This is a genomic window from Bradyrhizobium sp. SZCCHNR3119 (assembly GCF_032487775.1).
In the GTDB taxonomy this organism is placed as follows: Bacteria; Pseudomonadota; Alphaproteobacteria; order Rhizobiales; family Xanthobacteraceae; genus Bradyrhizobium.
On the sequence record NZ_JAUEUV010000001.1, the window covers coordinates 831,532 to 852,541 of the forward strand.

Annotated in this window: 26 protein-coding genes; all 26 read right to left on the reverse strand. The window is 59.5% G+C overall.

Annotated features, from left to right (window positions below; all coding sequences use genetic code 11):
• Positions 1-495: 495 nt before the first annotated feature.
• The gene (locus QX034_RS03820) at positions 496-1,512 is read right to left on the reverse strand and encodes a phage tail protein (protein WP_315704529.1); all 1,017 of its coding nucleotides are present in this window, start codon (positions 1,510-1,512) and stop codon (positions 496-498) included.
• A gap of 129 nt (positions 1,513-1,641) precedes the next feature.
• Positions 1,642-1,845 carry a hypothetical protein gene (locus QX034_RS03825; protein WP_315704530.1) on the reverse strand — a complete coding sequence of 68 codons (204 nt, stop codon included), beginning with the start codon at positions 1,843-1,845 and terminating at the stop codon, positions 1,642-1,644.
• Entirely contained in the window at positions 1,814-2,296 is a 483-nt protein-coding gene (locus QX034_RS03830; RefSeq protein WP_315704531.1) for a hypothetical protein, read from the reverse strand. The genes QX034_RS03825 and QX034_RS03830 overlap by 32 nt, the downstream gene beginning before the upstream one ends.
• 8 nt (positions 2,297-2,304) lie before the next feature.
• Positions 2,305-2,571: a hypothetical protein gene (locus QX034_RS03835; RefSeq protein WP_315704532.1), complete on the reverse strand. Its 267-nt coding sequence runs from the start codon at positions 2,569-2,571 to the stop codon at positions 2,305-2,307.
• A gap of 25 nt (positions 2,572-2,596) precedes the next feature.
• Positions 2,597-3,202: a hypothetical protein gene (locus QX034_RS03840; protein ID WP_315704533.1), complete on the reverse strand. Its 606-nt coding sequence runs from the start codon at positions 3,200-3,202 to the stop codon at positions 2,597-2,599.
• Between the two features lie 364 nt (positions 3,203-3,566).
• Positions 3,567-4,025, reverse strand: coding sequence for a hypothetical protein (locus QX034_RS03845; RefSeq protein WP_315704534.1), 459 nt, complete (start codon positions 4,023-4,025; stop codon positions 3,567-3,569).
• A gap of 123 nt (positions 4,026-4,148) precedes the next feature.
• On the reverse strand, positions 4,149-5,360 hold the full coding sequence (locus QX034_RS03850) for a hypothetical protein (protein WP_315704535.1): 1,212 nt from the start codon (positions 5,358-5,360) through the stop codon (positions 4,149-4,151).
• A gap of 69 nt (positions 5,361-5,429) precedes the next feature.
• The gene (locus QX034_RS03855; protein WP_315704536.1) at positions 5,430-6,287 is read right to left on the reverse strand and encodes a tail fiber domain-containing protein; all 858 of its coding nucleotides are present in this window, start codon (positions 6,285-6,287) and stop codon (positions 5,430-5,432) included.
• A 1,203-nt stretch (positions 6,288-7,490) separates the two neighbouring features.
• Positions 7,491-7,883: a hypothetical protein gene (locus QX034_RS03860; protein ID WP_315704537.1), complete on the reverse strand. Its 393-nt coding sequence runs from the start codon at positions 7,881-7,883 to the stop codon at positions 7,491-7,493.
• A 187-nt stretch (positions 7,884-8,070) separates the two neighbouring features.
• Positions 8,071-8,496: a hypothetical protein gene (locus QX034_RS03865; RefSeq protein WP_315727700.1), complete on the reverse strand. Its 426-nt coding sequence runs from the start codon at positions 8,494-8,496 to the stop codon at positions 8,071-8,073.
• On the reverse strand, positions 8,486-8,722 hold the full coding sequence (locus QX034_RS03870) for a hypothetical protein (RefSeq protein WP_315704539.1): 237 nt from the start codon (positions 8,720-8,722) through the stop codon (positions 8,486-8,488). Before QX034_RS03870 ends, QX034_RS03865 begins: the two co-directional genes overlap by 11 nt.
• 55 nt (positions 8,723-8,777) lie before the next feature.
• Positions 8,778-9,614 (reverse strand): hypothetical protein, encoded by an 837-nt coding sequence (locus QX034_RS03875; RefSeq protein ID WP_315704540.1) that lies wholly within the window; start codon positions 9,612-9,614, stop codon positions 8,778-8,780.
• Positions 9,615-9,858: 244 nt separating this feature from the next.
• The gene (locus QX034_RS03880; RefSeq protein ID WP_315704541.1) at positions 9,859-10,173 is read right to left on the reverse strand and encodes a hypothetical protein; all 315 of its coding nucleotides are present in this window, start codon (positions 10,171-10,173) and stop codon (positions 9,859-9,861) included.
• Positions 10,170-11,642 (reverse strand): hypothetical protein, encoded by a 1,473-nt coding sequence (locus QX034_RS03885; protein WP_315704542.1) that lies wholly within the window; start codon positions 11,640-11,642, stop codon positions 10,170-10,172. The genes QX034_RS03880 and QX034_RS03885 overlap by 4 nt, the downstream gene beginning before the upstream one ends.
• A gap of 105 nt (positions 11,643-11,747) precedes the next feature.
• Entirely contained in the window at positions 11,748-12,353 is a 606-nt protein-coding gene (locus QX034_RS03890) for a hypothetical protein (protein ID WP_315704543.1), read from the reverse strand.
• Complete coding sequence (locus tag QX034_RS03895) at positions 12,353-13,387, reverse strand: hypothetical protein (protein WP_315704544.1); 1,035 nt, start codon at positions 13,385-13,387, stop codon at positions 12,353-12,355. Before QX034_RS03895 ends, QX034_RS03890 begins: the two co-directional genes overlap by 1 nt.
• A gap of 1 nt (position 13,388) precedes the next feature.
• Positions 13,389-13,820, reverse strand: a complete 432-nt coding sequence (locus tag QX034_RS03900; RefSeq protein ID WP_315704545.1) for a hypothetical protein — start codon at positions 13,818-13,820, stop codon at positions 13,389-13,391.
• A 26-nt stretch (positions 13,821-13,846) separates the two neighbouring features.
• Positions 13,847-14,500 (reverse strand): hypothetical protein, encoded by a 654-nt coding sequence (locus QX034_RS03905; protein WP_315704546.1) that lies wholly within the window; start codon positions 14,498-14,500, stop codon positions 13,847-13,849.
• Positions 14,497-14,829, reverse strand: a complete 333-nt coding sequence (locus tag QX034_RS03910; RefSeq protein WP_315704547.1) for a hypothetical protein — start codon at positions 14,827-14,829, stop codon at positions 14,497-14,499. Before QX034_RS03910 ends, QX034_RS03905 begins: the two co-directional genes overlap by 4 nt.
• On the reverse strand, positions 14,829-15,140 hold the full coding sequence (locus QX034_RS03915) for a hypothetical protein (RefSeq protein ID WP_315704548.1): 312 nt from the start codon (positions 15,138-15,140) through the stop codon (positions 14,829-14,831). Before QX034_RS03915 ends, QX034_RS03910 begins: the two co-directional genes overlap by 1 nt.
• Position 15,141: 1 nt before the next feature.
• A complete protein-coding gene (locus QX034_RS03920) occupies positions 15,142-15,504 on the reverse strand; it encodes a hypothetical protein (RefSeq protein ID WP_315704549.1) in 363 nt (120 codons plus the stop codon).
• Positions 15,505-15,574: 70 nt separating this feature from the next.
• Positions 15,575-16,531 (reverse strand): DUF5309 domain-containing protein, encoded by a 957-nt coding sequence (locus tag QX034_RS03925; protein ID WP_315704550.1) that lies wholly within the window; start codon positions 16,529-16,531, stop codon positions 15,575-15,577.
• An 840-nt stretch (positions 16,532-17,371) separates the two neighbouring features.
• On the reverse strand, positions 17,372-17,794 hold the full coding sequence (locus tag QX034_RS03930) for a hypothetical protein (RefSeq protein WP_315704551.1): 423 nt from the start codon (positions 17,792-17,794) through the stop codon (positions 17,372-17,374).
• Between the two features lie 427 nt (positions 17,795-18,221).
• A complete protein-coding gene (locus QX034_RS03935) occupies positions 18,222-18,791 on the reverse strand; it encodes a hypothetical protein (RefSeq protein ID WP_315704552.1) in 570 nt (189 codons plus the stop codon).
• 233 nt (positions 18,792-19,024) lie between these two features.
• The gene (locus QX034_RS03940; RefSeq protein ID WP_315704553.1) at positions 19,025-19,306 is read right to left on the reverse strand and encodes a hypothetical protein; all 282 of its coding nucleotides are present in this window, start codon (positions 19,304-19,306) and stop codon (positions 19,025-19,027) included.
• Between the two features lie 7 nt (positions 19,307-19,313).
• Complete coding sequence (locus QX034_RS03945) at positions 19,314-20,978, reverse strand: hypothetical protein (RefSeq protein WP_315704554.1); 1,665 nt, start codon at positions 20,976-20,978, stop codon at positions 19,314-19,316.
• Positions 20,979-21,010: the final 32 nt, after the last annotated feature.

The following is a 21,010-nucleotide window of genomic DNA, read 5'->3' on the forward strand; positions in this document are numbered from 1 at the left end:
TGCGCGCCGCAGAGCATCGCACCATGCGCGCGTGCGAAAGCGCAGAGGCGGAATGGACGAACCTACATCCTACTCTAATCTATAGAAGGGCCGAGACCGCATTGTTCCGCAGATCGGGCACATCGTTCGCCGGCTACGCGTTATGCCCCTTACGGAGATGGCACTGGCTTGCGGTGGCCAGTACACGCTGAGGACCAAGCGCTGGACGCAATTTCTGCGACGAAGTCCGCAACTGCGCCCAATCGTTACTTTTGCACAATGGGGTAGACGTTCACTTATCGCGAAATGATCGGCCACATCTTCGTTGGGCTTTGGCTATCGCGCTGGCTTGCGCCACTGCCGCCGTTCGTCCGAAAGCAGCATTTGCAGCTGCGAAACCGCTATACCGAGCCATTATCGCCCCGAATGGGCGACCGCATGTTGAAGGATCTTGCTTTCGATTCGTCGAACGCTGCGACTACTTTCTAATGAGTACTCGTCGATTTCTCTCGCTATTCAGATAATCCGCACGATATAGTTGCACAATATAGTTGGCTGAACGATGTTGTGCGCTGCGCCGCCGCCCTGGCTGTAGGTCGTATCCAGTCCGTTCGCACTGTTCACCCGAACACCCGTTCCACTTGGTGCGGTGTTGCCGCCGACTGGGATGCCGTAACCTCCACCACCGCCAACACCTCCCGGCCCCCCGCCCGGAGAGAAAAAGTTGCTTGCCGAGTGCGCGTGCCCAGGATCGTAAATGCTCGCGCTGTGAAAGTGTGACGGAATCTCAGCCACGGTTAGCGTGTGCGCATCTTCGCCTCCGGCCCCTCCAAGACTGTGGCGAAGTCCCGCCAGACTTCCGTTGACCAGCCGATTTGCGGTCGTTCCCCCCATATTGTCCGGACGCGCCGTGACGCGTCCCCGCAGATCGGGTAAATTGAACGTCGTCGATCCGTCCCCGCCGCCATAGGTCGTCCCGACCAGTGCAAAGAGCGCGGCATAAGTCGCACGGCTGATTGCCTGACCGTAGGGGAACGCAAACGAGCTGTTCGGCGCGGTCGGCCCCCAGAAGTCAAGACCGGCGGCCAGCGGGATGTTGTACGGATTGCCGTAGAACCCGTGCAGATAGAACACTCCATCGGTCTGATTATAGACCGCAAGATACGGCGTTCCCTGCAGGATCGTACCGGCCAGCAACTCAGCATTCGGCGCACTCCGCAACGGCTTGGCGCCGAGCGAGTCGACGTTCAATGTCACGGTTGCACCGTTGGTCGTGTGCGGCGTGAACGCGATCATCTGGCCGTTGAGATGTACGAGCGTATCGAATTGCTGATAGCTCACGAGCGTATAAGCGGTGCTTGTGCCCGAGGTGACGGTCGCACCTGAGATATCGTCGCGATATTTAGCGGTTGCCGCCATCATCGCCCGGGCTGAGTCGTTGATGCTCGAAGGCACCTGCCCTTCGGACCAGTTGATCGTGGGATCGGCTGTAGCATCTGCGGAGGCCGTCTGTGACCATCTGTAGAGCGTCATGTCATTCCTCAAAGAAAAGCGGCGATCCCACTTGAGGATCGCCGCCGGCGCCATCGCCTGTTGTCACTGGAGCATGCAAGGCGCGCGTCAGGATAGACCGAATGAGCGCCGGAGCGACGTTGCCGTCGCTCATTGCTCCCGGTTGAGTTCGAGATATTGCGCGCACGCGCAGCTCGGCGCACGCGCGGTCAGCAGATTGCGGATCACGCCGCTCGGCACCCCCGGACTGTCCTGGGCGACCGCCGCGACGCGCGCCTCGATCACCGCTTCGATTTCGGCGCGGATGGCCTTGATACGCTCTTCAAGGGATGGGCTGTTGCGAGGTGTCTTCATGAGATCCGCTGCTTTCTTCCGATATTGATGCATGTTGGATGGCTGCCAATTTCTGCCTGGCTGCAGCCGCTTGGTTCTGCGCGCGCCGCAAAGCCCTCTCCCGCGCCGCCTCGTGCCCCACGATGAAGGCCTGGAGGTCATATGGCAGCGTTTTGAAGCGCGCTTTGCGATCGGCCGGCCAGGAGCGTGGCGGTGCGATCCCGCTCAGTTCGTTGATTGCGGAGACGACCGGCTCGCTCAACGTCGGATCGGCGAGCCCCTTGGAGGTGTGCAGCCTGGAGATGTCCTGCAACGCCGGCCAAAGCTGTGCAATGCCGAGTCCTGCACAATCCCGCACGAAGCTGGCGACGGTGGCTGGCGCGGCTGGACAAAACATCGCTCCCTCGCGTGCGCACCAGCGGGCGAACAAGGGTGCACACTGCTGACGCGCCCGCGCCAGCGCCTCCAGCACGGGATTGATCATCGGCCCGCGTTGCGAAGCGCCGCGTGGACGCTGCCCATGTTGCGCCGAAGCTCGAGCATTCGCGCATGGCGTCGCAAGTCGCCAGGGCTTGCCTCGATACCCTCACGCAATTCGGCATCGAAACTCTCGAGTGCCGCGACACGCTTCTGCAGACCGTAAAGCGCGAAATTTTCCGCGATCCGCTCAAGCGACATCGGCTGACCATAAAGATTTCCGGTGATAGAGTCTGAGCGCTCGATGAAGTTGCGGCGTTCGTCAGGCATGAGAAATCTCCGAAAGAGAGCGAAATCAACGAGGAGAGAAAAAGATCGGCGGCGGCGTTTTGAACTCTGGCCGGAGCTCTGCCGGCGCAGCATCAGGCCTTTGGAATTGGGAGGGCAGTTGTTTGCTCATGTTCGCAACCGCGTTCATTTCGTCCATTGGATAATCATATTCGAACGGCTTTAGAGGAGGATTCAATTTCATGAAAACATTCGAATCAACTCCCGACCAGAGACTCCCAGCACCGAGCTCATTGACCGTCGGAAAAATTCCTGTTCCATAGCCTTGCGTAACGACGTACAGATCATCACCCTCCTGGACAATTTTGCGAAATACGTTGCCCGGATGAAGCAAGTGATCCGGCAGAGTCGTATTCACGATCGTGAGCCGGTCCGGATCGACCAGTTGTCGTACTGGTCCAATGCCAGGAATTTCAACGGTACCTCCATCAACACTCTTGACTCTTTGAAACGGCGTCGCATGCCAAGACAACGCTTCAAAGGCCTGCTCTGGTGTGTGTCCTCGGGAGATGCTGCCCACCCAAGTCTTTGTTGAGTACTGATGAGGCCCGCTCGGAATAGTGATCTCAGCTCCGCCGCTGAACGGAATTGTACGGCGGATCGGTGATTGCATTACAGCATCCATATTAGCTCCAAAGAATGATTTCTGGGAAAGCCAATCCAACAGATCGGGACAAATCTGAGCAGCGTGCAACCGCGACTAACTACGATTTTAAGGATGATACGATTGGCCGATGACAATGCACGCGGCCCGAATCAAGGCACGTTGATACGCGACTTCAGCGCCGTGCGTGATCGGTTCGGCGCCCGCCTATAGAATCGTGAAGAAATCGATTGCGGCGTATCAGATCGGCAATATGCGATCGAGCTGCCCTAACGCGTCGCCCGCAGAACGCCCCCCCGCAAAGGTCCTCAATCTCTCTGCAAGAACTGCACTTAAGCGCATCACCTGCACGTAAGAGCGCGTCAGGTTCAATTCATCCTGCGGGAGCACACCGACATACGAACCTTCTCATGAGCCTTGCCACAAGGCGAAGTGCCAAGACAAAAAACAAGGGAATGAAGTTCGTAATTGCCAAACACGCGATGTACAAAACAACAATTGATATTTTATGATTCAAGTTCCTGGATTGGTACATCAGCGTAATAAAGGTCGCTCCGCACACAACGAAAAGGATGTTTGCGATTGCGATTGTGAGTGCAGCCTTCAGAACAGCTCGAGGCCGCCAATTCACAAGCTCCAGCGAGAGCACTGCGGTCTCCGCCAAGAACAGACAGACCAAATGGAGTATCGAGAATCCCACTCCAACGCTTACGAAGGGGATGATCGGCGCAAGGTATAACGAGATGAGCAGCACGACAAAGATGACCAAAGCCACCTTGATCAGCATATCGAGGACGGCAAACACGAGCCATTCGCCCACGCTGAAATTCATGGTTGCACCGTCGAAACGAACCCCAACTTGGGACTGATGATAATCATCATATAGAACAAAAAGAGAACGGTGTCAACGGCCGAACGCTGCTGGCTATGGCACGAGCTTCTCTCTCCGCGCACATCACGACCGATTCGCTCTGCGTGCCTGGTAAAGCGAGACGGCATCCTTGAGGTCGCCTGACGACGACAGCCGTGCATTCAATGCTCGCACATCGGCCCGCTCGCGTTCGGCAGAGCTCGCCGCGACGCCGGGACGCACGACAGGCGGGACCGGACGCGCCGCAATCGCATCCTTGGACTTCATCATGAGGCGGTACTTGGCCGCGTCATACATCATCCGCTGGAAGGTGGCGTGGCGCATCAACGGCTCGGTATGAAATAGCCGATTGAGCTCGGCCGGTTCGATTCCGCTCTGCTTAGCGGCAGCCATGATCTCTGCCGCGACCGCCTGCCGCACCCCCTTGGGCTCATCTTTCAGCATGACCTCAAGCCGCGCGTCCTCGCCTTGCGCGAACTTCTGGAAATTTTGCCGCTCCATCTCGGCCTGGTGCTGCTGCGCGTGAGCCTGTTGCGTACGCAACTGTTCGGACGCGGCAACTGCGGACTGGACACGGGCGAACTTGGCCGGCTCTTCGCGCGACATCTTCTCAAGCGCGGCTGGAATATGGTCGGGCGCCATGCCTGAAAATTCCGGAAATTGGCCGAGAAAGTTCGCCTGCGCGAGTTGCATCGCCGCCGCAAGGCCATCGCGATAACTTTGTCTCGCCTTTTCCGCCTCACCGATTTTCTCCTCGATGGCCTGCAGCACCTGCGGATGCTGCAGTGCCTTTTCGAGCTCGGTCGCAATCTCATCGGAGGAATGACCATCGCGCGAGGGTCTTCCGGGCCAGCCGCTTTCAGGGGCTTGCGCCGTCGCTCCATCGTCGCCTTGGCCGTCCGGATGCTTGAACCCATAGAAGTCCGCGGCTGTTGCATCATTGGCTTGGACGGCCTGACGTAGTGCATCGACGCGTTGCGCGGTTTCCTCAGCCTCCCCTGCTTGAGCAGCGCGCCTGTCCGCCGCCCTGCCCCGCGCATGGTCGCGCGCCGCGCGCGCCAGGGTCACGGCTTCAGTTGGTGCCGCGCGCTCACCTTTGGCATCGACATATTCCCTGACGGTCAAAGGTTGGTGCGCCTCAGTGAGGCGCCCCGCGGCCTCACGCAGCGCCGCGTTGTCGCCGTCGATTGGTGCGTGCTCCTGCCCCTTCTCCGGATCGTGCATCGGCGTGTAGCCTGCATTCGCGAGATCGAAGGCGACACCTGTCAGTTTGGACTCGATTTCGGAAGTCGTCATTGTGCATCCATTGCAATAGAGCTCATTCGCCACATCGGCTTTCGCAGATCTGCCGCTACGCCGGCGCCCTCAGCCTTTCGGCTTGAGCGCGCCGATGAGGCTACCGATCCCGCCAGCGATCGTGGCGAATTGATCGACGCCGGACTTTTCCTGGACCGTTGTGCCCGTGCTGTTGCTCTGCTGGCCAAGTCCCGCGATTGGCGTTCCAATCTGCGCGAGCAGCTGCAATGTCTGCAATGGGATGCCGCGCCGTTGCGCTTCTTCGGCGAGCGTGGCATTGGCACCATAGTTCTGCGCGTCCAGCGCTGACTGCGCAGCGGTCACGCCCTGCCCTTGGTTTGCGAGATATTGCTGCTGCATGCCAGCCAGCGTATTGACTGTGGTGTTGCCGGCGCCGTAGAGCGAATTGGCGGCTGCGAGCTGGTTGGTGACATCCTGGTTATATTGCGCGGCGATGACCGGCGCTTCGGCCGCGGCGATCCCCCGACCATAAGCCATCTGGTTCGCACCGCTGAAGTCGCGGCCTGCGGCGGCAAACTGCCCGTTCACTGAGTTGCCCACGTCAGTCTGGATCTGCGCGAGCTGCGCGGTGAGCGCCGGATTGTTGCCGATCATGCTGCCATTGGCGTAGGGCGTCAGGTAGTTCTGCAGCGTCGACAGGTTCGCTTGCACGTTCGGCGCCTGCGCCGTAGCGCCGCCGCCATTGAGCAGCGACTGCGCATAATTGCCGATCTGCCCGGCATAGGGATTACCCTGGGCGGCGTTGCTCTGCAGTGTATTGAGCGCGCCGGTCTCTGCGCTGGTCAGCCCGCTGTTGCTCACGCCGCTACTCAGCTGCGACAAGATTCCCTGGAGCAACGGCTGCGCCGGCTGCCAGGGGGCTGTTTGCGATTGCTGGGTGGTCGTACTGGTGGACTGCCCGCCCATTGGCGAATCTCCTTTCTAAAGATCAACTATTGTCGACGCAGACGCGTGCTCGATCGCAGCGCCACGGCGCCGGCTGCTCAAAGATGTCGGTGTCAACAGAATTGCGATAAGGGTCGAGATCGCCCAGAGCGGATTTCAGCAGCTATCGACCGCCAACTGCATTGCTTGTCGAAACAGAAGGAACAGCCGGCGCGCCGAATTCGAACACGGACTTTGGATTATTGGTCTCGGCAGGAGCGCTCGGATTTGCGTCGTTTTGCCTCAGATAGACTTGCCGCGACGCCAGAAATCAGGCAGGCGGCGCCGACGTCAGCTAGTCAACGGGCCGCGGCCGTCCTGCAACAAGCGCCGAACCGTCGGATGACGTCGCTCCTAAATAGTGATCAACGAACTTTTCCTTCGTCCAACGCCGCCCATTCACGAGTCTCGTACTGCTCTTCACTCATATCAATGATCTATTACAGATTCTGCCGACACAACGGAGTCTTCGAATACGACGCCGCAGTTTGAAAGCCGCATCAAAGCCCTCACATGTCACTTCTGGGACTCACCAACAGTTTCGCCTTCGAGCAAGGCTTCCCAAACAATCACCCCCGACCAGGCAAACGTCTTGGTTGCATGGCAACACGATTCGACACTGCTGAAATCAATGACGTGTGGCCTTGAGCCCCCGGAGGAGTCGCAAAAAAAGCGGGCTCTCGAAAGATGCATCATCGCTCGATCGAACATCTGTCAAGCCAGACGCGATACCGGTGGCCGGCATTAATCGCCACACGCGGGAGGAGATGCGGAACGTGATCTGCGAAAACTTACGTACCGGTCGGCGGACCGAATGGCTGGATACTGTGCCGGCTGGACTACGACGTCGACCAGAAAGATCGTAGCGGCGGTTGAGCAAGCAGTTCGGTCAGCTGACCATATTTCCTGGTATTTCCTGGGCGGTGCTTCAGCCTTCACCCTCGACCCAGCCATCCGATTGTTATCTTTGTCAATCCGTCATCGGTGTCCGCCGTCTACGCAGCGGATCCCGCCACGCATCGCGAAGGCGCCGCGCCTTAACGATAGACTTGACTAGAGCGGAGATAGCGAACCTGGTTTCTTGACTGCCCTGTATCAATCTCCTTGGTGGCTTGAGCTGGGAAAATCGGAGCTGCCTCGGCAGGCCAACTTGGCTTAGATACCGGTGCTTGCCGCGACGACCTTTCAACCCGCTTCGCCGCCCAATTCCGAAGATCGTTGCCCGGCAAAGTGAGCCAGGTAAAGATTTCCCGGAGTGACGGGCAGCCCTGCCCGTGTGAGCATAGTGGCATTTTCGCGAGTATAGGCTTCCGTCATTTCGCGCGACAGCTCCGGATTCGCCCGGAGAGCAAGCAGTTCCTGAGGCGTGCCCTTGATCTCTGGATGATACCGGCGCAGCATGTCTAGCCATGTGCCCGCGATAAATTGACCAAGGCCGCTTGCCGACGAGTTTGGATTCTTTGCATTTGCCTTACCAGAACTCTCGGCTCCCACGATTTGATTAGTCAGTTCCGATGAGGAATAGCTATTTGAAATTTGCTTCGTCAGTTGGCCTTGCTGTTCCTGTTGCCCCTGCAATCTGCCGATCAAATCCTGCTGGGGCTGAACGGCGCCTCGGGACTGTAGTTGGGCACGCCGCCTGGATTAGGACCTGCATCCGGCACTGCCGAATTCGGCTGCAACATGCCTTGAAAAAGGCCGACCAGCCCGCCGGCACCTTGAGATCCATGGGTCTGCGGGTCGAATTCATAATCTCTCCAGCCCATTATTCTATCTCCTTGTCCATGATGACATGTCGCTGCCTATAGCCGTCGAGCGCGCGCAGCCAGCCTTTGCGCCCGAAGACGCGCACAGACCTGCAGCCTTCGGCTTTCGCATAAGCCTCGATGCCGGCGATCAGCGGCAACCACCGCGCCATACCCTTGCCTTCACAGGCGGTGATGACGCAAACCTTGCCGGCATCCGTGAGCTGCAGGCTGGTCGTGGCGACCGCGTCGATCGCAATTGCGCTGCTGAGCGCCAGCCACAGCAGCGAGCGGCCGGCCAGAACGTCGCGCTCGATGTCAGCAAAGGCTGAAAGGCCAGTACGCCGAATGGCACGCTGCAGACGCGAGGCCACCAGCGGCCAGGCGCATTGAACATGGTCAGGACTGACACAGGCCAGTTCAGCCGAGGACCGTTCAGCCAACATATGCATTGCACACCGAAGATCCGTCGCAATGCTCGCTAGCGCCATTGGCCAGATCGATGTAAATAAGGCCAAACGGCATTGCGATTTTTTCAAATGATATCAACGAATCGACTTTCTTCTTGTCGATCGTCACGACCACGATTCGAAGGTGATTTTGGGGATAATCATCCCCAGCGCCGGAGAGCGATGGCAGTCCGTCATGAACACCTCTGACAGCGCGGATCATCGGCGGATATTGATAAGCGCCAAACGTGGGTACTGAAAGTGTTAGATTCGATCCACTAGCGCAGCTTGTATCTTTTGACCTTCTTAGGAGGCGGCCTATCTAGCGGGTTTCCACCGCATATCTCCCTGACTAACCCCCTCACACAATCATTGACGTCCCATTTCGTCCCATCCGTTTTTTTATACGGACCTGAACCAGTAAGACCTTTCCAACCATCTGCAAATGCCTTAGCGCAGTCTTCACGTGCCTGCTTCAATTCGGCAGCACATTCAGGATCATCTTCAGTTCCCGAAAGAATGCGGTTCAAAATATCAGGATAGCGCTTCAAAAATTGCCAAGTTGCCCAGTTTCCAGGGCTTGCCTCGGTAGGCAGCGGCCAGATCTGCGAGCCTGAAGTAATCGCTCGTCCTGGAACGAGACGGCAGGCTGGTCCGGCCGGCGTTGCCTCCGAAGGAGCTGGATTGTTTGAGTCCGGCTGAACACCGTTTCCTAAGCGCCGCCACAACTCCGACCACGGCAGGGTGACCGCCGCAACGCGATCCGGTGGCGGCGGTGTATCAAGTGATTGATTTCCCACGAATTCCGAATTTGGCATTCTCCGTCGACTCACCAGCTGTCGAAAATTCGGGTCCTGCGATGGAGCGGAGGCTCCTTCGTCCAACAGGCCGGTAGGATTCGGCGTGGCTTGGCCATCGTTCGCCCGATCGAACAGACGTTTAGGACCGCTGCTAGCTGCCTCTTGAGGCGAAGCCGTTCCATCGAGGACGCCGTTCGGTGCCAGCCCTTGCTGAAGCATCACTTGCTGCAGAAGTCCGGGCAGACCACCTGCACCTCGATAATCTGAGATCGGCACAGAAGGGGCGTAGGGCGTACGAAAAAATGCATTTTGCATGAATCAACTTCTCTTCTGAAAATGAGTGCAGGAATGCAGACGAGCTTCCGCGATGCGGTCGAGCCAGCCGCGGGCCAAGGCCGAGATGTCGTGGAGCGCTTCAGGTCGAAGCCAACAATGAGATGCAGATTTTCGCTCTGCGAACTGGGCGCGACTTCCGCCAGTTCCCTGGCAAGCCCGGACTATCCAATGGGACCATCAAGCCGTGCGCTGGAAACTACACGTCGGTCGGAAATACAGATACTCAACCAAGGAGCGCATACAGAAACGTTCGCCCCGCTGTCGCGCTGTTGGCGTGGGTAATTGTGAAAGTCCCGTTCGCGACCGCACTCACATACATCGTGCCGTTGCCGAGCTCAGTTGCGGCAACCGCAGTGGCCGGCGTGAGGATCGGCGTCGAGCCAGCAGCGCAGTTCTTGTCGGTGACCACGGTGTTCGAGGCACCGGTCACGAGCGTGACGCTGCCGACCGCGTTGGAGCGTCCGGCGGCGAGTTGCTGCAGCGCCAGTACGATCTTCTTCAGGTCGGTTTCGGTAATGCCCGGGACAAAGGCGGTCATTGCGTGCCACTCGTCGTCAGGTCAGGTACGAAGCCGGCGCAGAAGCTCCAGGATGTGGCCGCCGGAATGCGCACCTTGAAGCGCGAATAACGGGTCTCGCGCCGGATGTCACAGCGCCCGGTCCTAGCATTCACCAACACCTCCGCGCCGGCGAGCGCCGGCGCGGACGGCGTATCGCGGAAGGAGACGGATCCGAAAAGCGTCGCCGCGTCGGTGACCGGACGAAAACCTCGGATCATGATCCGGCTCTCGTCGGTCCCCTGCTCCGCGCTCTCGATGATCGCCTCGAGACTGGCGCCTCGAAAGAAACCCAGCACGTGCCCAGACGAGAACTGCGCGATTTCCGGCTGTACCGCCGTGGCGTAAGCATCAAGGCTCAGAGTCATGGCGTCGATTGAGGACGAGATGCTATCGAGATTTTCCAGCGTCAGTCCTGTCTGCGACATGCCGAGCAGATACTCGCCGCTCGCCTGCACCGCGAAGAAGCGATCCAGTAGGAAATCGTAACCGAGGATCTTGTCGTAGGCGCCGATCGCGCCCGAGATCGACTTGTAGGCCCAATAGACCCGCGTCGAGCGCGGGTCAGCAGCTCCGATGAAAAGCTGCAAATTGCCCTTGTCGAGATCGCCCAGGAAGGTGCGATCCACCTTCTCGCGTCCGACCTGTTCTGGCACACCGCCGGGCTCGATCTTGTGAAAGCCCTGGCCGGCGTAGAAGAAGATGCGCTCGCCGGCGCGGATGATTGAATACGGCGCATAGAGGCCCTTGTCCTGGGTGATGCGGTCGATCTGGAAGATGATCGGCGAACCGGGAACGTAGGACATGCGGCGGATCGCCTGGTCCTGAAAGATGATACCGGATTCGCCGCCGGCAACGCCGCGCACGATGCCACCATCCGGAAAATCCTGATGATCGGAGCCGGCGGTCAGCCCGTCCCACGATGTCGCAGAGTTGAAGTTGTTCAGGCCCGACCATTGGATACGATACGGCGTCGACAATAGCCCTGAGAGCACCAGAAACCGTCCGACGACGCTGATATAAGCTGCTTGGGGCGGCGAGCCCAAAGCATTGTCGAACGAGGTCGAAGCTGTGAGGTCGAAAATTTGCAGCAGCGCATTTGCCTGCGTTGCAAAAACGAAATTCCCGGTTTGCGCGAACTGCCACTGTGCCGAAGACGACAGCTGCGAATAGGCCGCGCCACTTTTCGAAACGTCGGCCCAGGTGAAGTCGGTATTGTTGAGTTTGTAGAGCCTATCTGCCGTGCCAGCAAAGGTCACGACCGTTCCGTCCGACTTCAACGCATAGAAGGCGCCGCGACAGGCCGCCGGCAAGGCCGATGTATAGGGTGTGAACGACGGAAAGGGCCCATAGCCGTCACCGCGCGGTATCACGTTTTGAACGTTGCGCGTGGCCTGCCCTTCATAGTCGCTGACGTCGGGGCGATAGTCGCCGAAAGCAAGAAGCGCCATTGTTTGCTCGCATCATTTAAGGTTGGGTCAGCGGGGCGTCGGCGGCGGCTGATCGCGGACGATGGCCGGCCAAGGTAGAGCGTGGAGCTCGGAACAAGACGGACGCTAGTTTTTCACCCAACTTCCCGGGGGGTCCTGGACTTTGGTCCAGGAGTCTTTCCCTTCCACGGCGATTGACCAGTCACCAGCGGGAGCGACGCCAGATGTCCATCCACTTTCAGGAACGCGGCCTCCGACCCAAGAAGCCCCGTGAGAGGGCAGCGGAAACCAAGCCTCATAGCCACGCGCAAACGCGGCTTCCGCGCCGCTGACGTTCCAATTTCCGCAATTCGCCGTGGTCGCCACGCCCAATGTCGAGACGGGTGCGGCAATCGCATAGTTCGTGCCACTGACCACATATGCGGTGGCAAAGCTGCCGGCATTGCAGATGCTCGCAAAGCTGCCCGTTATTGGCGACAGTGGAATGCCAAAAGCGGCTGCGTTCCCCGTCGCGCGATAGGAAACGCTCAATAGCGAAAACCAAGACGCGAATGCCGCGGCTCTTCCGCCGAGTCCGAAGGATGCCGCGACGGCGGATTGCGCGGTGCTCATGTTCGTCGTAGGCCCGCTGACGGCGTAACTCCCCGACAGCGCAGGAAGCGCAGCCGTTTGCAATGGAGGAAGCTGGCCGAGAGCCAAACGGCCAAGCGCATCCGATCCGAGCAGCGACATCAGTAATACTCGTCGATGACGATGATACCCGAACCACCGCTTGCGCCGCTATTGCCAGACGTTCCCGAAGCGCCGCCGCCGCCGCCCGCACCTACAGCGTAGGAGTAGGAAACCGCAGGAGAGACAATCAGCTTCTCAGTGTAGCCAGCCCCAGCACCGCCACCTCCGCTATAGCCGGTGGCGGCTGCCGGACCGCCGGCCCCTCCCGCGCCGGCACCAGGCATAACGCCTGGAAGGCCGCCGGCATTGGGCCACCCCCCGGGCGAACCAGGGCCGAAAAATGAGCCGCCCCCCTGCCCCCCAATGGCCGCGCCTTGAGGGCCTGCGCCAGCACCAACGCTTGCGGCGCCATAGGAGCCGCTTAACCCCCAATCCCCACCGGAGTAGGCGCCCCCATTGGACGTTGGGCCACCTGAGCCGGATCCACCAGCGCCCCCATTGGCAACCATCGAACCGAACGTCGTGTTGCCACCGGCACCAGCCGAAGACCCATTGCCGGAGCTATTTGAGCTTCCGCCGCTGCCACCACCACCTCCACACATTCGTACGAAGATGGCCTTACATCCCGCCTTGGTCGTATAAGTGCCCGATGCACTGGTAATGACCGTGCGCGTCCAATTTCCAGGTGTCGCCGCGGCCGCGATATTGGATCGTGCCTGGGCCTGCTGCGCAGTCGTGAAGCTGTTCGCGGCCTCGATCGAAATCAGGTCCTCCGCCAGCGCCACCACCGCAATGAGCGCTGGCGCGGCGGCGAAATTGATCTTCGCCCCGGAGCCTCCCTGTTTTGTCCCCGTCCCCGCGGAATTGTACAGCACGGTGGCCCGCGCAAACGTGTTCGTCGCCGAACTGTATGCGCCCGAGGCATACTCCCATTGGGTGAGATCGGCGCTCTGCGCGCGCACGACATAGACCGTCCCATTGACGGCATTTGCCTGAATCGGGCCTTGATAGCCGCCGACGGTCGAAAAGTAGGTCCAGTCGGACGTACCGCCGGTGGTCGGCACGAATCCGCAATTGTTGATGAATGCTGCCATGTCAGGTAATCGTCAGAACGCCGTTGACGAGATCGGTGTTCACCGTAAAGGTATTGCCGTTCGTCAGCGTGAGCGGCGTTCCATAGTCCCACCAACCGATGAGCGGCTGAGTCGCTGATGTGGCGTTGTAGAGCACGGCATATTGGAACGGACCGATCGATCCTCCCGCGGCCGTCCAGGATGGCTGCGTACCGGCGGTGAACTTGAATACGCCGGATGTTTGTCCACCCGTGATCGAGCCGATCGAGGCGCCGCCCGCTGTATAGCCGTTGCCTGCCGTAAGATCGGCCGGCGTATTGTAGATCGTGTTGGTCACCACCGGAGCCGTGCTGGTCAAATAGACCTTGAACACATGAGCGGTGCCGGTCTTCATGTTGTGCAATCCGTTGGCGACGTCCTGCACGAAGCAATTGAACTTGTTGAATGCTGCCATCTTGCGCCCCGTTGGAATATCTGGCGTTAGAATGTCTGGCCGGACACGTGCACTGCCATGGGTCCCGCGTTGAAGGTGGATGCCAAGCCGAGGTTGTTGAGCTCGGCGAGGGCACTGCTCAAGCCGAGCCCCCAGGTTTGGATCCGGGCGTCTTCTTTGATGTAAGGCGCGGATTCCAGCAGAGTCCCATAGAGGTAGAGGTCCGGCGCCAACGCCAGCAGCCAGTTCGTGCCGCTGGATGCAAGCGGTGGCACGGCCTGCCGATACACCATCTCGATCGTGTACGCGGCGTCGGGCGTCGGTGCGAGTTCGAGCTCATTGCCAAGGACCGTGAAGTAGCGCGGCCGCGCGGGGACGTTCGAGATCCCAAAGCGATATTCGTCGATCTGGACCCCGGATTTAAACTCCAGGCACGGCTTGCCGGTCACGCTCGCCAGCCGGATGCGGCGCATCGATTGAAAATCCGACGGCAGCGCAACGAATTCCGGCTCGCTGGATCTCAGATCGATCACAGCGATTGCGCGGCGCTCCATCTGGCGCACGAACAATTGACGATTGAACTTGGCTTCCGCCAGTTGGACGAAGCTCGGAATCCGCGCGATCAATGTCGTATCCTGATCGCGGGCAAGATATTCGGTCACCGCAGATTGCAGCGATGCATAGTCGGAGATGAGGGTCACGGACGTTCCGCCTTCCAGCCCGCCTGTAACGCAGGTCTGTCTGTGCGCAGATAGGCCCAATCCGGATCATTGAGCTTTTTCTGCACGATTTGGTCGAACTCAGGCGTGAACATGCGAAGGGTGGTATTGCCCTTCGCATGCTCTTCATTCAGCCATCTGAGATAGATGACGTTTGGGATGCGCGCGACGTGCCGGCCCCAATCGCTGTACTGCTCGTCGCGTCGCGCTTCCTTGTTCCATCGCAGGATCGGTGCGACGTCCTGAGCATGTTCGATTGCAAGGCCTTTGCCGTCGCTGTCGAGATGAGGTCGGATGAGGACCCCGCTCATCACGACACCTCCGTTACCCAGAGCGTGCCCGCCGTAGCGGTGACCAGGCCGTTGGTCGCCGCCTTGATCGCGGCGATATTCTGACCGGGACTCACTGTGACGAATTCGACGGTATTGGCCGGAAGGAATACGTCCGCTAGCGTCGCAGTCTGCGCGCCATCGCCGATCCGGTAACAGCAGGCGGCATTGGCCGCGAGCCGGAGTTGATAGGTTGCCGAGCCGAGTTTGTTGGTCGCGCCGACACTGCCGTCAAACGCAATCACTTGCGTCGTACCAATGCGCGACGATGGCTGCTTCGGAAAGAATGACATCTCAGGCTCCCTTGACCGAGAGCGAGAAATGCATCGGCACGGACGTTCCGGACGCGCCAGACGGTGTCAGCACGATCACATCGTCCTCGTTGAGATAGGTCGGTGACGGAGGCACAACGTAAAACAGCTGGCCGGCGGCCGAGCCGGACTGCGGGACGGCGAAGCTCGCAACGTTGACCGAGTTGACCGAGACGATAACGGTTCCGTCGGCCGTCGTGATTGCGCCGCCGAGAATTCCGGCCACCTTGACGAGGCGGCAGCGGAACGGTGCGCGCACATAGGCGGCCACAGGCGACGAGCCGCAGGACGGCGTGTAAGCCGTCAGATCGGCCGTGTCCAAGGTTCGATTGCCAGGAAGCGGCATGGCGAGGTCTCTCCAAAAGAATGGGGCGGCCGATGCGGCCGCCCCGGACAGAAATGCTGGATTGCAGGAATCAAGAGGCGGTGTTGTCGAACACGCCGCCGCTCGCCTTTTCATTACGAGCGACCAGCGCATATTCGGCGAGGATCTGCCGGCGCTCGGAGTCGCCGGTTTTGGCCAGCGGGATCGAGATCATATTGCGGCCGTTGAGATAGGCGACCGCCCACTTATCCATCTCGAGCACCAGCACGTCACGGGGGCGCTGAAACCGCGAGGCGACGACCTTGAGCTTGCCGAAATCAGACTCATAGGCATCCACCGAGGCGACGATCTTCTTCGATTTGGCCTCCTCGATCGCGGTGGAGCGGCCGGTAAAGGTCGAAAACACCTGCTTGTTGAAGGCCCCGGTCAGGATCGTGCCGGGCTTGCCGCCATTGATCCAGATCGAGGACAATACGGTCTTGAGCCGAGCCTCGGTAAACGCGACCTGCGTGCCGTCGGTCCTGGTTCCGGTTCCATCCGATGCGGCCGGATCCGCGCCAGAAGCGCCCTTTGACGTATTGGAGACGATCCATGACAACGCCGACGCCGTCTTTCGCGGCGTCGTCGTGTTGCCGATGATCTTGGCCTGATTGGTGCCGCATAGAATGGTTTCGAGATCGCGCTTGAGTTCGAGGCCCTTCAGCATCTCCTGATAGGCGAGTTCGTTATCGCGGCCGGCGTGATCGACCGCCTGCTGCGTCCCGGACACGCGCGCGACCTTGTAGGAGATCTGGCACTGGTTTCCGAGACGAACTGTCGGCGTGGTCGCGTTGGTGTTCGGATCATCACCTTCGAGCTGGGCGTTGGTGTTGTCCGGCGCAGCGAGCGCCTGGGTCTGCCACTCGTGATTGACGGCGGTCGCCTTCTCCTTGTCGACACCGCTCATGAAGGGCGTGTCCACCGGATCGATGCGGTAGATGATGTCGCTGAGATCTTCGCGATTGCCAACCGCCTGGTAGGTCACGAAGGTTGAGGTAGGTGTAGTCATGGATGATCCTTTTGATCTCGATCGCCAATCAGGCGCTGCTCGCACGACGTGTCGAGATAACGCCACTTGGCGCCTGAGTTAGCGCTAAGAGAGACACTGAATTGGTGTTTGCCTGGATCTCGACGGCCCGATTGCGCGGCGACAAAGGTCCGGTTCGGCGTGACGAGATATCTTCGCCGTGGCGCCCGGATCGCGATCGGGGGTCGGCGTTGCTGATCGAACCACGTCGCTGCCGTGCTCGCCGCTCCGAGGTGTACAGCGTGCGAGACCGACATGACATTGGACGTCATCTCAACCTCGCGAAAAAGCCCGCGGTCGGGTTCCGACGCGGGCTATCGAAGTCTTGCGATGTTGGAATTATGCAGGTGATTTGCCCGACGTGTCAACGGCATTCATTTTGGCTGGGTGGCGCCGAACAGCGCATTCGGCACGCGACTGCTGATCTGTGCTGTCTTCCGCTCTGGAACGAACGAAGATTATCTCCCGCGAGGGACCGGTCAACTCGCCGAGTGCAGATACTGGGTCGCTTATCGAAGAACAGCACCGTTGCTCTCAGCGAACAAGGCATCGCGACTGATCGCCGCCAACCGAGCTCAGATCAACTAAGACTGCAATCGCGAGCTGAGATATCGGACTGGCTTATTCTGTTGCGGCGGCCATCTCGGTGGTGACGGCTCGTCCGGATTGACGCCGGCAAGAGCGTCGCTGAAGAGCACGATGTCGTCGCCAGCTCCTAGCTGGGCAGGTGCGCCCCCGCGGCTACATTCAAAACGGGCGATTGCAACATTAGTAGCTCAGCCGCGCGCTGAGATAGCGAACCGGGCCAGGCTGACTAGGTGGCTAAGTCGGGGGTGTCGGCTCATCCGGGTTCACACCCGTGATTGTTTCCATTGCTGGAGAGACGCCACCTCCATCGCCAATGACATTCGGATCACTATCCAACTGCCCGCGATAGCCATAGCTGTTGAACGGAGACGGCAGACGGCGCGCGGCCATGCCAGCCGCGTAACCCTGGGCGATATTGGCTTCATTGACCTTCGACAATCCCCATTTTCCGTTTGTATCGACGTCAGACTTGAGGACTCTTTTACTAAAGATGTTATGCATCCCTCCGCCAAACTGAGCGAGTTCTTGCGGCAATCCAGCCGCACCCGTAACGTACCCAAAATGATCGGAAGCTGCACCGATATAAGCGCGCACAAATGAATTATCAGGAATACCCCAACGCGGATTCCGCTGCAGCTCCTCGGGACCACCGGCCAAAAATCCCGCATCATAAGTCCGAGCGTTCCGCCTGGAATACCTAGCCGATGAATGGCATCGAGCCTGGCAGCGGCATCTCGAGCCGCTTGCTCCGTATAGTTTTTTGGCACAACAATATAGTTGTTCTGGTTCGCTATCCTTCCATCTGTTTGATTGCTACCTCCAGCGTCCGAGTACAAATTCGCCCATTGTGAGCCGCCCGGCACGGGATCGATTACATACATTCCATTTCGAACGAGGAATCTTGAAGGAACTTAACCAGTGATCCTACCTGTCCCTCTTTGATCTTCAGCAGCTGAATAAAAGGTTCGATCTGTCACGTCGGCCTCCTGGAATGATACGTTTGAACTGGCCACAGCACAGCACGCGGAAATTCACAAGGCTTCCCACGGCAAGCAGTGACGACGACATCAGTTGGATTAGCTACTCAACCCTTTCCGTCGAGAAGACCGACGACTACGGCGTAGTAGTTTCCGAACAGGTGATAAGCGGTCCGATCGCGCTCCACTGTCGCCTCTTCGGTTTCCGCAGACATCACCTTCTTCCATTCGAGGGTTCTCTTGGAGGGCGGCAAGATGAATTCACCAATCGTATCGTAGACGACGTAGTCAAAATAATCGCCACGATCGAATCCTTCGCAGAAGCCGACAGTCTGAGTCGCGCCATTCTCGACAAAGTCCGAAAGTCGACATTGGGACAGGTAGTTCGCCGCCAGCTTGGTTCTCGCGTAAAACCCCAGGGTCCTGAGCCATTCACGTGTTTGCGGAACGCCCGCGAAGGGAAGGACGAGCAGAAACCATGTCAGCGCGAAAACGGCGCTCCACTTCTTCTTTCTGTAGAAGAGCGCTTCGATTGACAGGCAAGCGAGTGGAATCACGAATAGAAGACTGGCGAAGAACAGCCAGACCAGGAGAGCCGGAACGAAAAAGTAGCAGAACATCCCACCATAAACATCGAGCAAGGGCACGGCGATCGAAATAAGCCTGAACCAGTTCATCTTGCCTTCCTGCATCGCGCGACAATCTCTTCCGGGGTTGCGATCGGCAACAGAGCCCGGCCTTCAGCTGAAGAACTCGGCTGTTCGGATAAGACCCACAGTATAGCCGTCGGCTATGGTTGCGCGGCTTTGTTTCGAGAGAGCTAATAAGATCTGCCCGCCCTCTCGCACTATAGAACAAAGAAAGAACGCGTCAACAATGTCCTCGGTCAGGGGACCGGATACGGTGTCGCTCAAAAAATGCCAAACCGCCTCTTGCGCTCCGCGACATCTGCGAGCTCCTTCAGCTCCGCCCGCGCCAGCTTGCCGTTTGCAATGACCGATGCGAGATGATCGCGCACCTTGCCGACGATGTTGATCGCTAGAAACAGCTTCTCTCGACCGGCGGCATCGTCGATGACTGTGCGGCGCCAGGCAGAGACATAGCCTGTCTCGAGCGCCACGAACGCTTCAGATAGCAACTCGTCGTCCAGCAAGGCTTGTGCACGCGCGGCCTTTGCTGCCGCACGCTGCAATATATTTTCATCTGTCATCGGCCCGTTCCGTCCTGTCGAGGGTCTGCAACTTGGTTTGGCGCGCCTCTGCTGCCGCTCCGAGCGCAGCCTCTGCGAGTCGCATTTCGTTCTCGGCCTGGGCTTGCTGGCGCTTCTGCGCCTCTGCCAGAGACTTCAAATGCGCATCGAGCAGCGCGATCTTGGCGTCCAGGCCTGCCTTGATCTTCGCGAGCTCGATCTCGGCCTGCATCTTGATCTGCTGGTGGACCATGTCGTTCTGGGCCTGCTGCTGCGCAAGCTGCGCCCTTTGGGCAGCGATCGCCTGCTCCGTCTGCAGCTTGGCCTGCGCCGCCATGATCTTCGGATCCGGCGGCGGCTGTGGTGGCGCCGGTGGTGGATTCAAGAGCTGGCCGGTCTGCGGGTTGATCGCGGTGGGATCGTTGAAGAAGCGGCTCGGATTCTTATGTCCCATGATCCGCGTCAATTCAGCCGCGGTGTTATAGAGTTCGCGATCGCTGACGAGGTTGACCTTGCCGGCCATGGCAAGCTCCTTCTGCACATTCGCGATCGCCATGGTTTGTGCGAATTGCTGGGCCTTACCGCCGGAGCCCAGGCCGACATTAATGGTCATGTCGTCGCGTGTCCTCCAGGCGCGCGGATCGACGCTGACCCAACTGTTGCGAAGCCGTACGGTCTGCTGCTGCTGGCCGTGCTTGCAGATCGTGGCATGGAGGAGCGCGAAGATGTCGCGCACCCCCTCGGCCATGATGCGCGCGATCAGCTTGATCCGCATCTGCGAGGCCGAGAACACCTGCGCTACCGCGGTGGCGGACTGGTTTTGCAGCGCATTGGCGTCGATGCCCTGCGCCTGCTTCGACAGGCCGGTGCGGGTCTCGAGCTCGGCATCGATATATTGCAGCATCGGATAGATCGAGGTGGTGATGTCAGGCACCACCTGCCAGTTCAACCCGCCCGAGGTCTTGGTGCGCACCACGCCCCCGGGTCGCGAGACCAGGAGGTCGTCGAGCGTATTCGGCCCTGCATTCGCCTCCGCCACTTCGACGCGAGGATTGTTGTGCAGATACAGATTATCCAGCGCGCCGCGCTTGAGCGCAGTCTTCTCCCGCTGCAGCGGCATCACGAGATCGGCGATCGAGCGGCCGAAGAAGCGGTGGGTCATCGGCACCGGCGTGGTCGCGGCGAACGGAATGGCGTCGAACGGCGTGACGCACTCCTTGCCGTCCTTCCGCAGGATCTCGGCCTGATCGCCGCCGGTGATCACCTGGTACAAGCACGGCCTGCCCTCGCCCTCATAGTCCATCCGCACATAGTGTTCTGTGATGCGCACGAGCCTGGCCGCCGAATTCGTCGCGCTCGACGACAGGCGCAAGTGCTCGTCGACCGTGTCGCGGGCCAGCGTCTCGATCTCGGTCGTCCCGGTGTAGTCGCTGAGCGACCTGATCTGCTCGGCATCGAAGCCTTCTCCGATCAGCTGCGACTCGGTCTTGGTGACGACCTCGTGGAAGCAGTAGTTGCAATCGCGGATCGAGCGCGCGCCGCGCTCGATCCCGAATTCCTCCGGCGGCACGCCCATCACCCGGGCCTGCGCGAACTTGCGCGTGGTCACGATGGTTACGTCGTGCGTGATCGGAGCCGGCACCGGCTGCGGCGCCAACGGCAGAGACATTGTCATGATGATGAGCTCGTCAGAAGATGGAGTAAAGA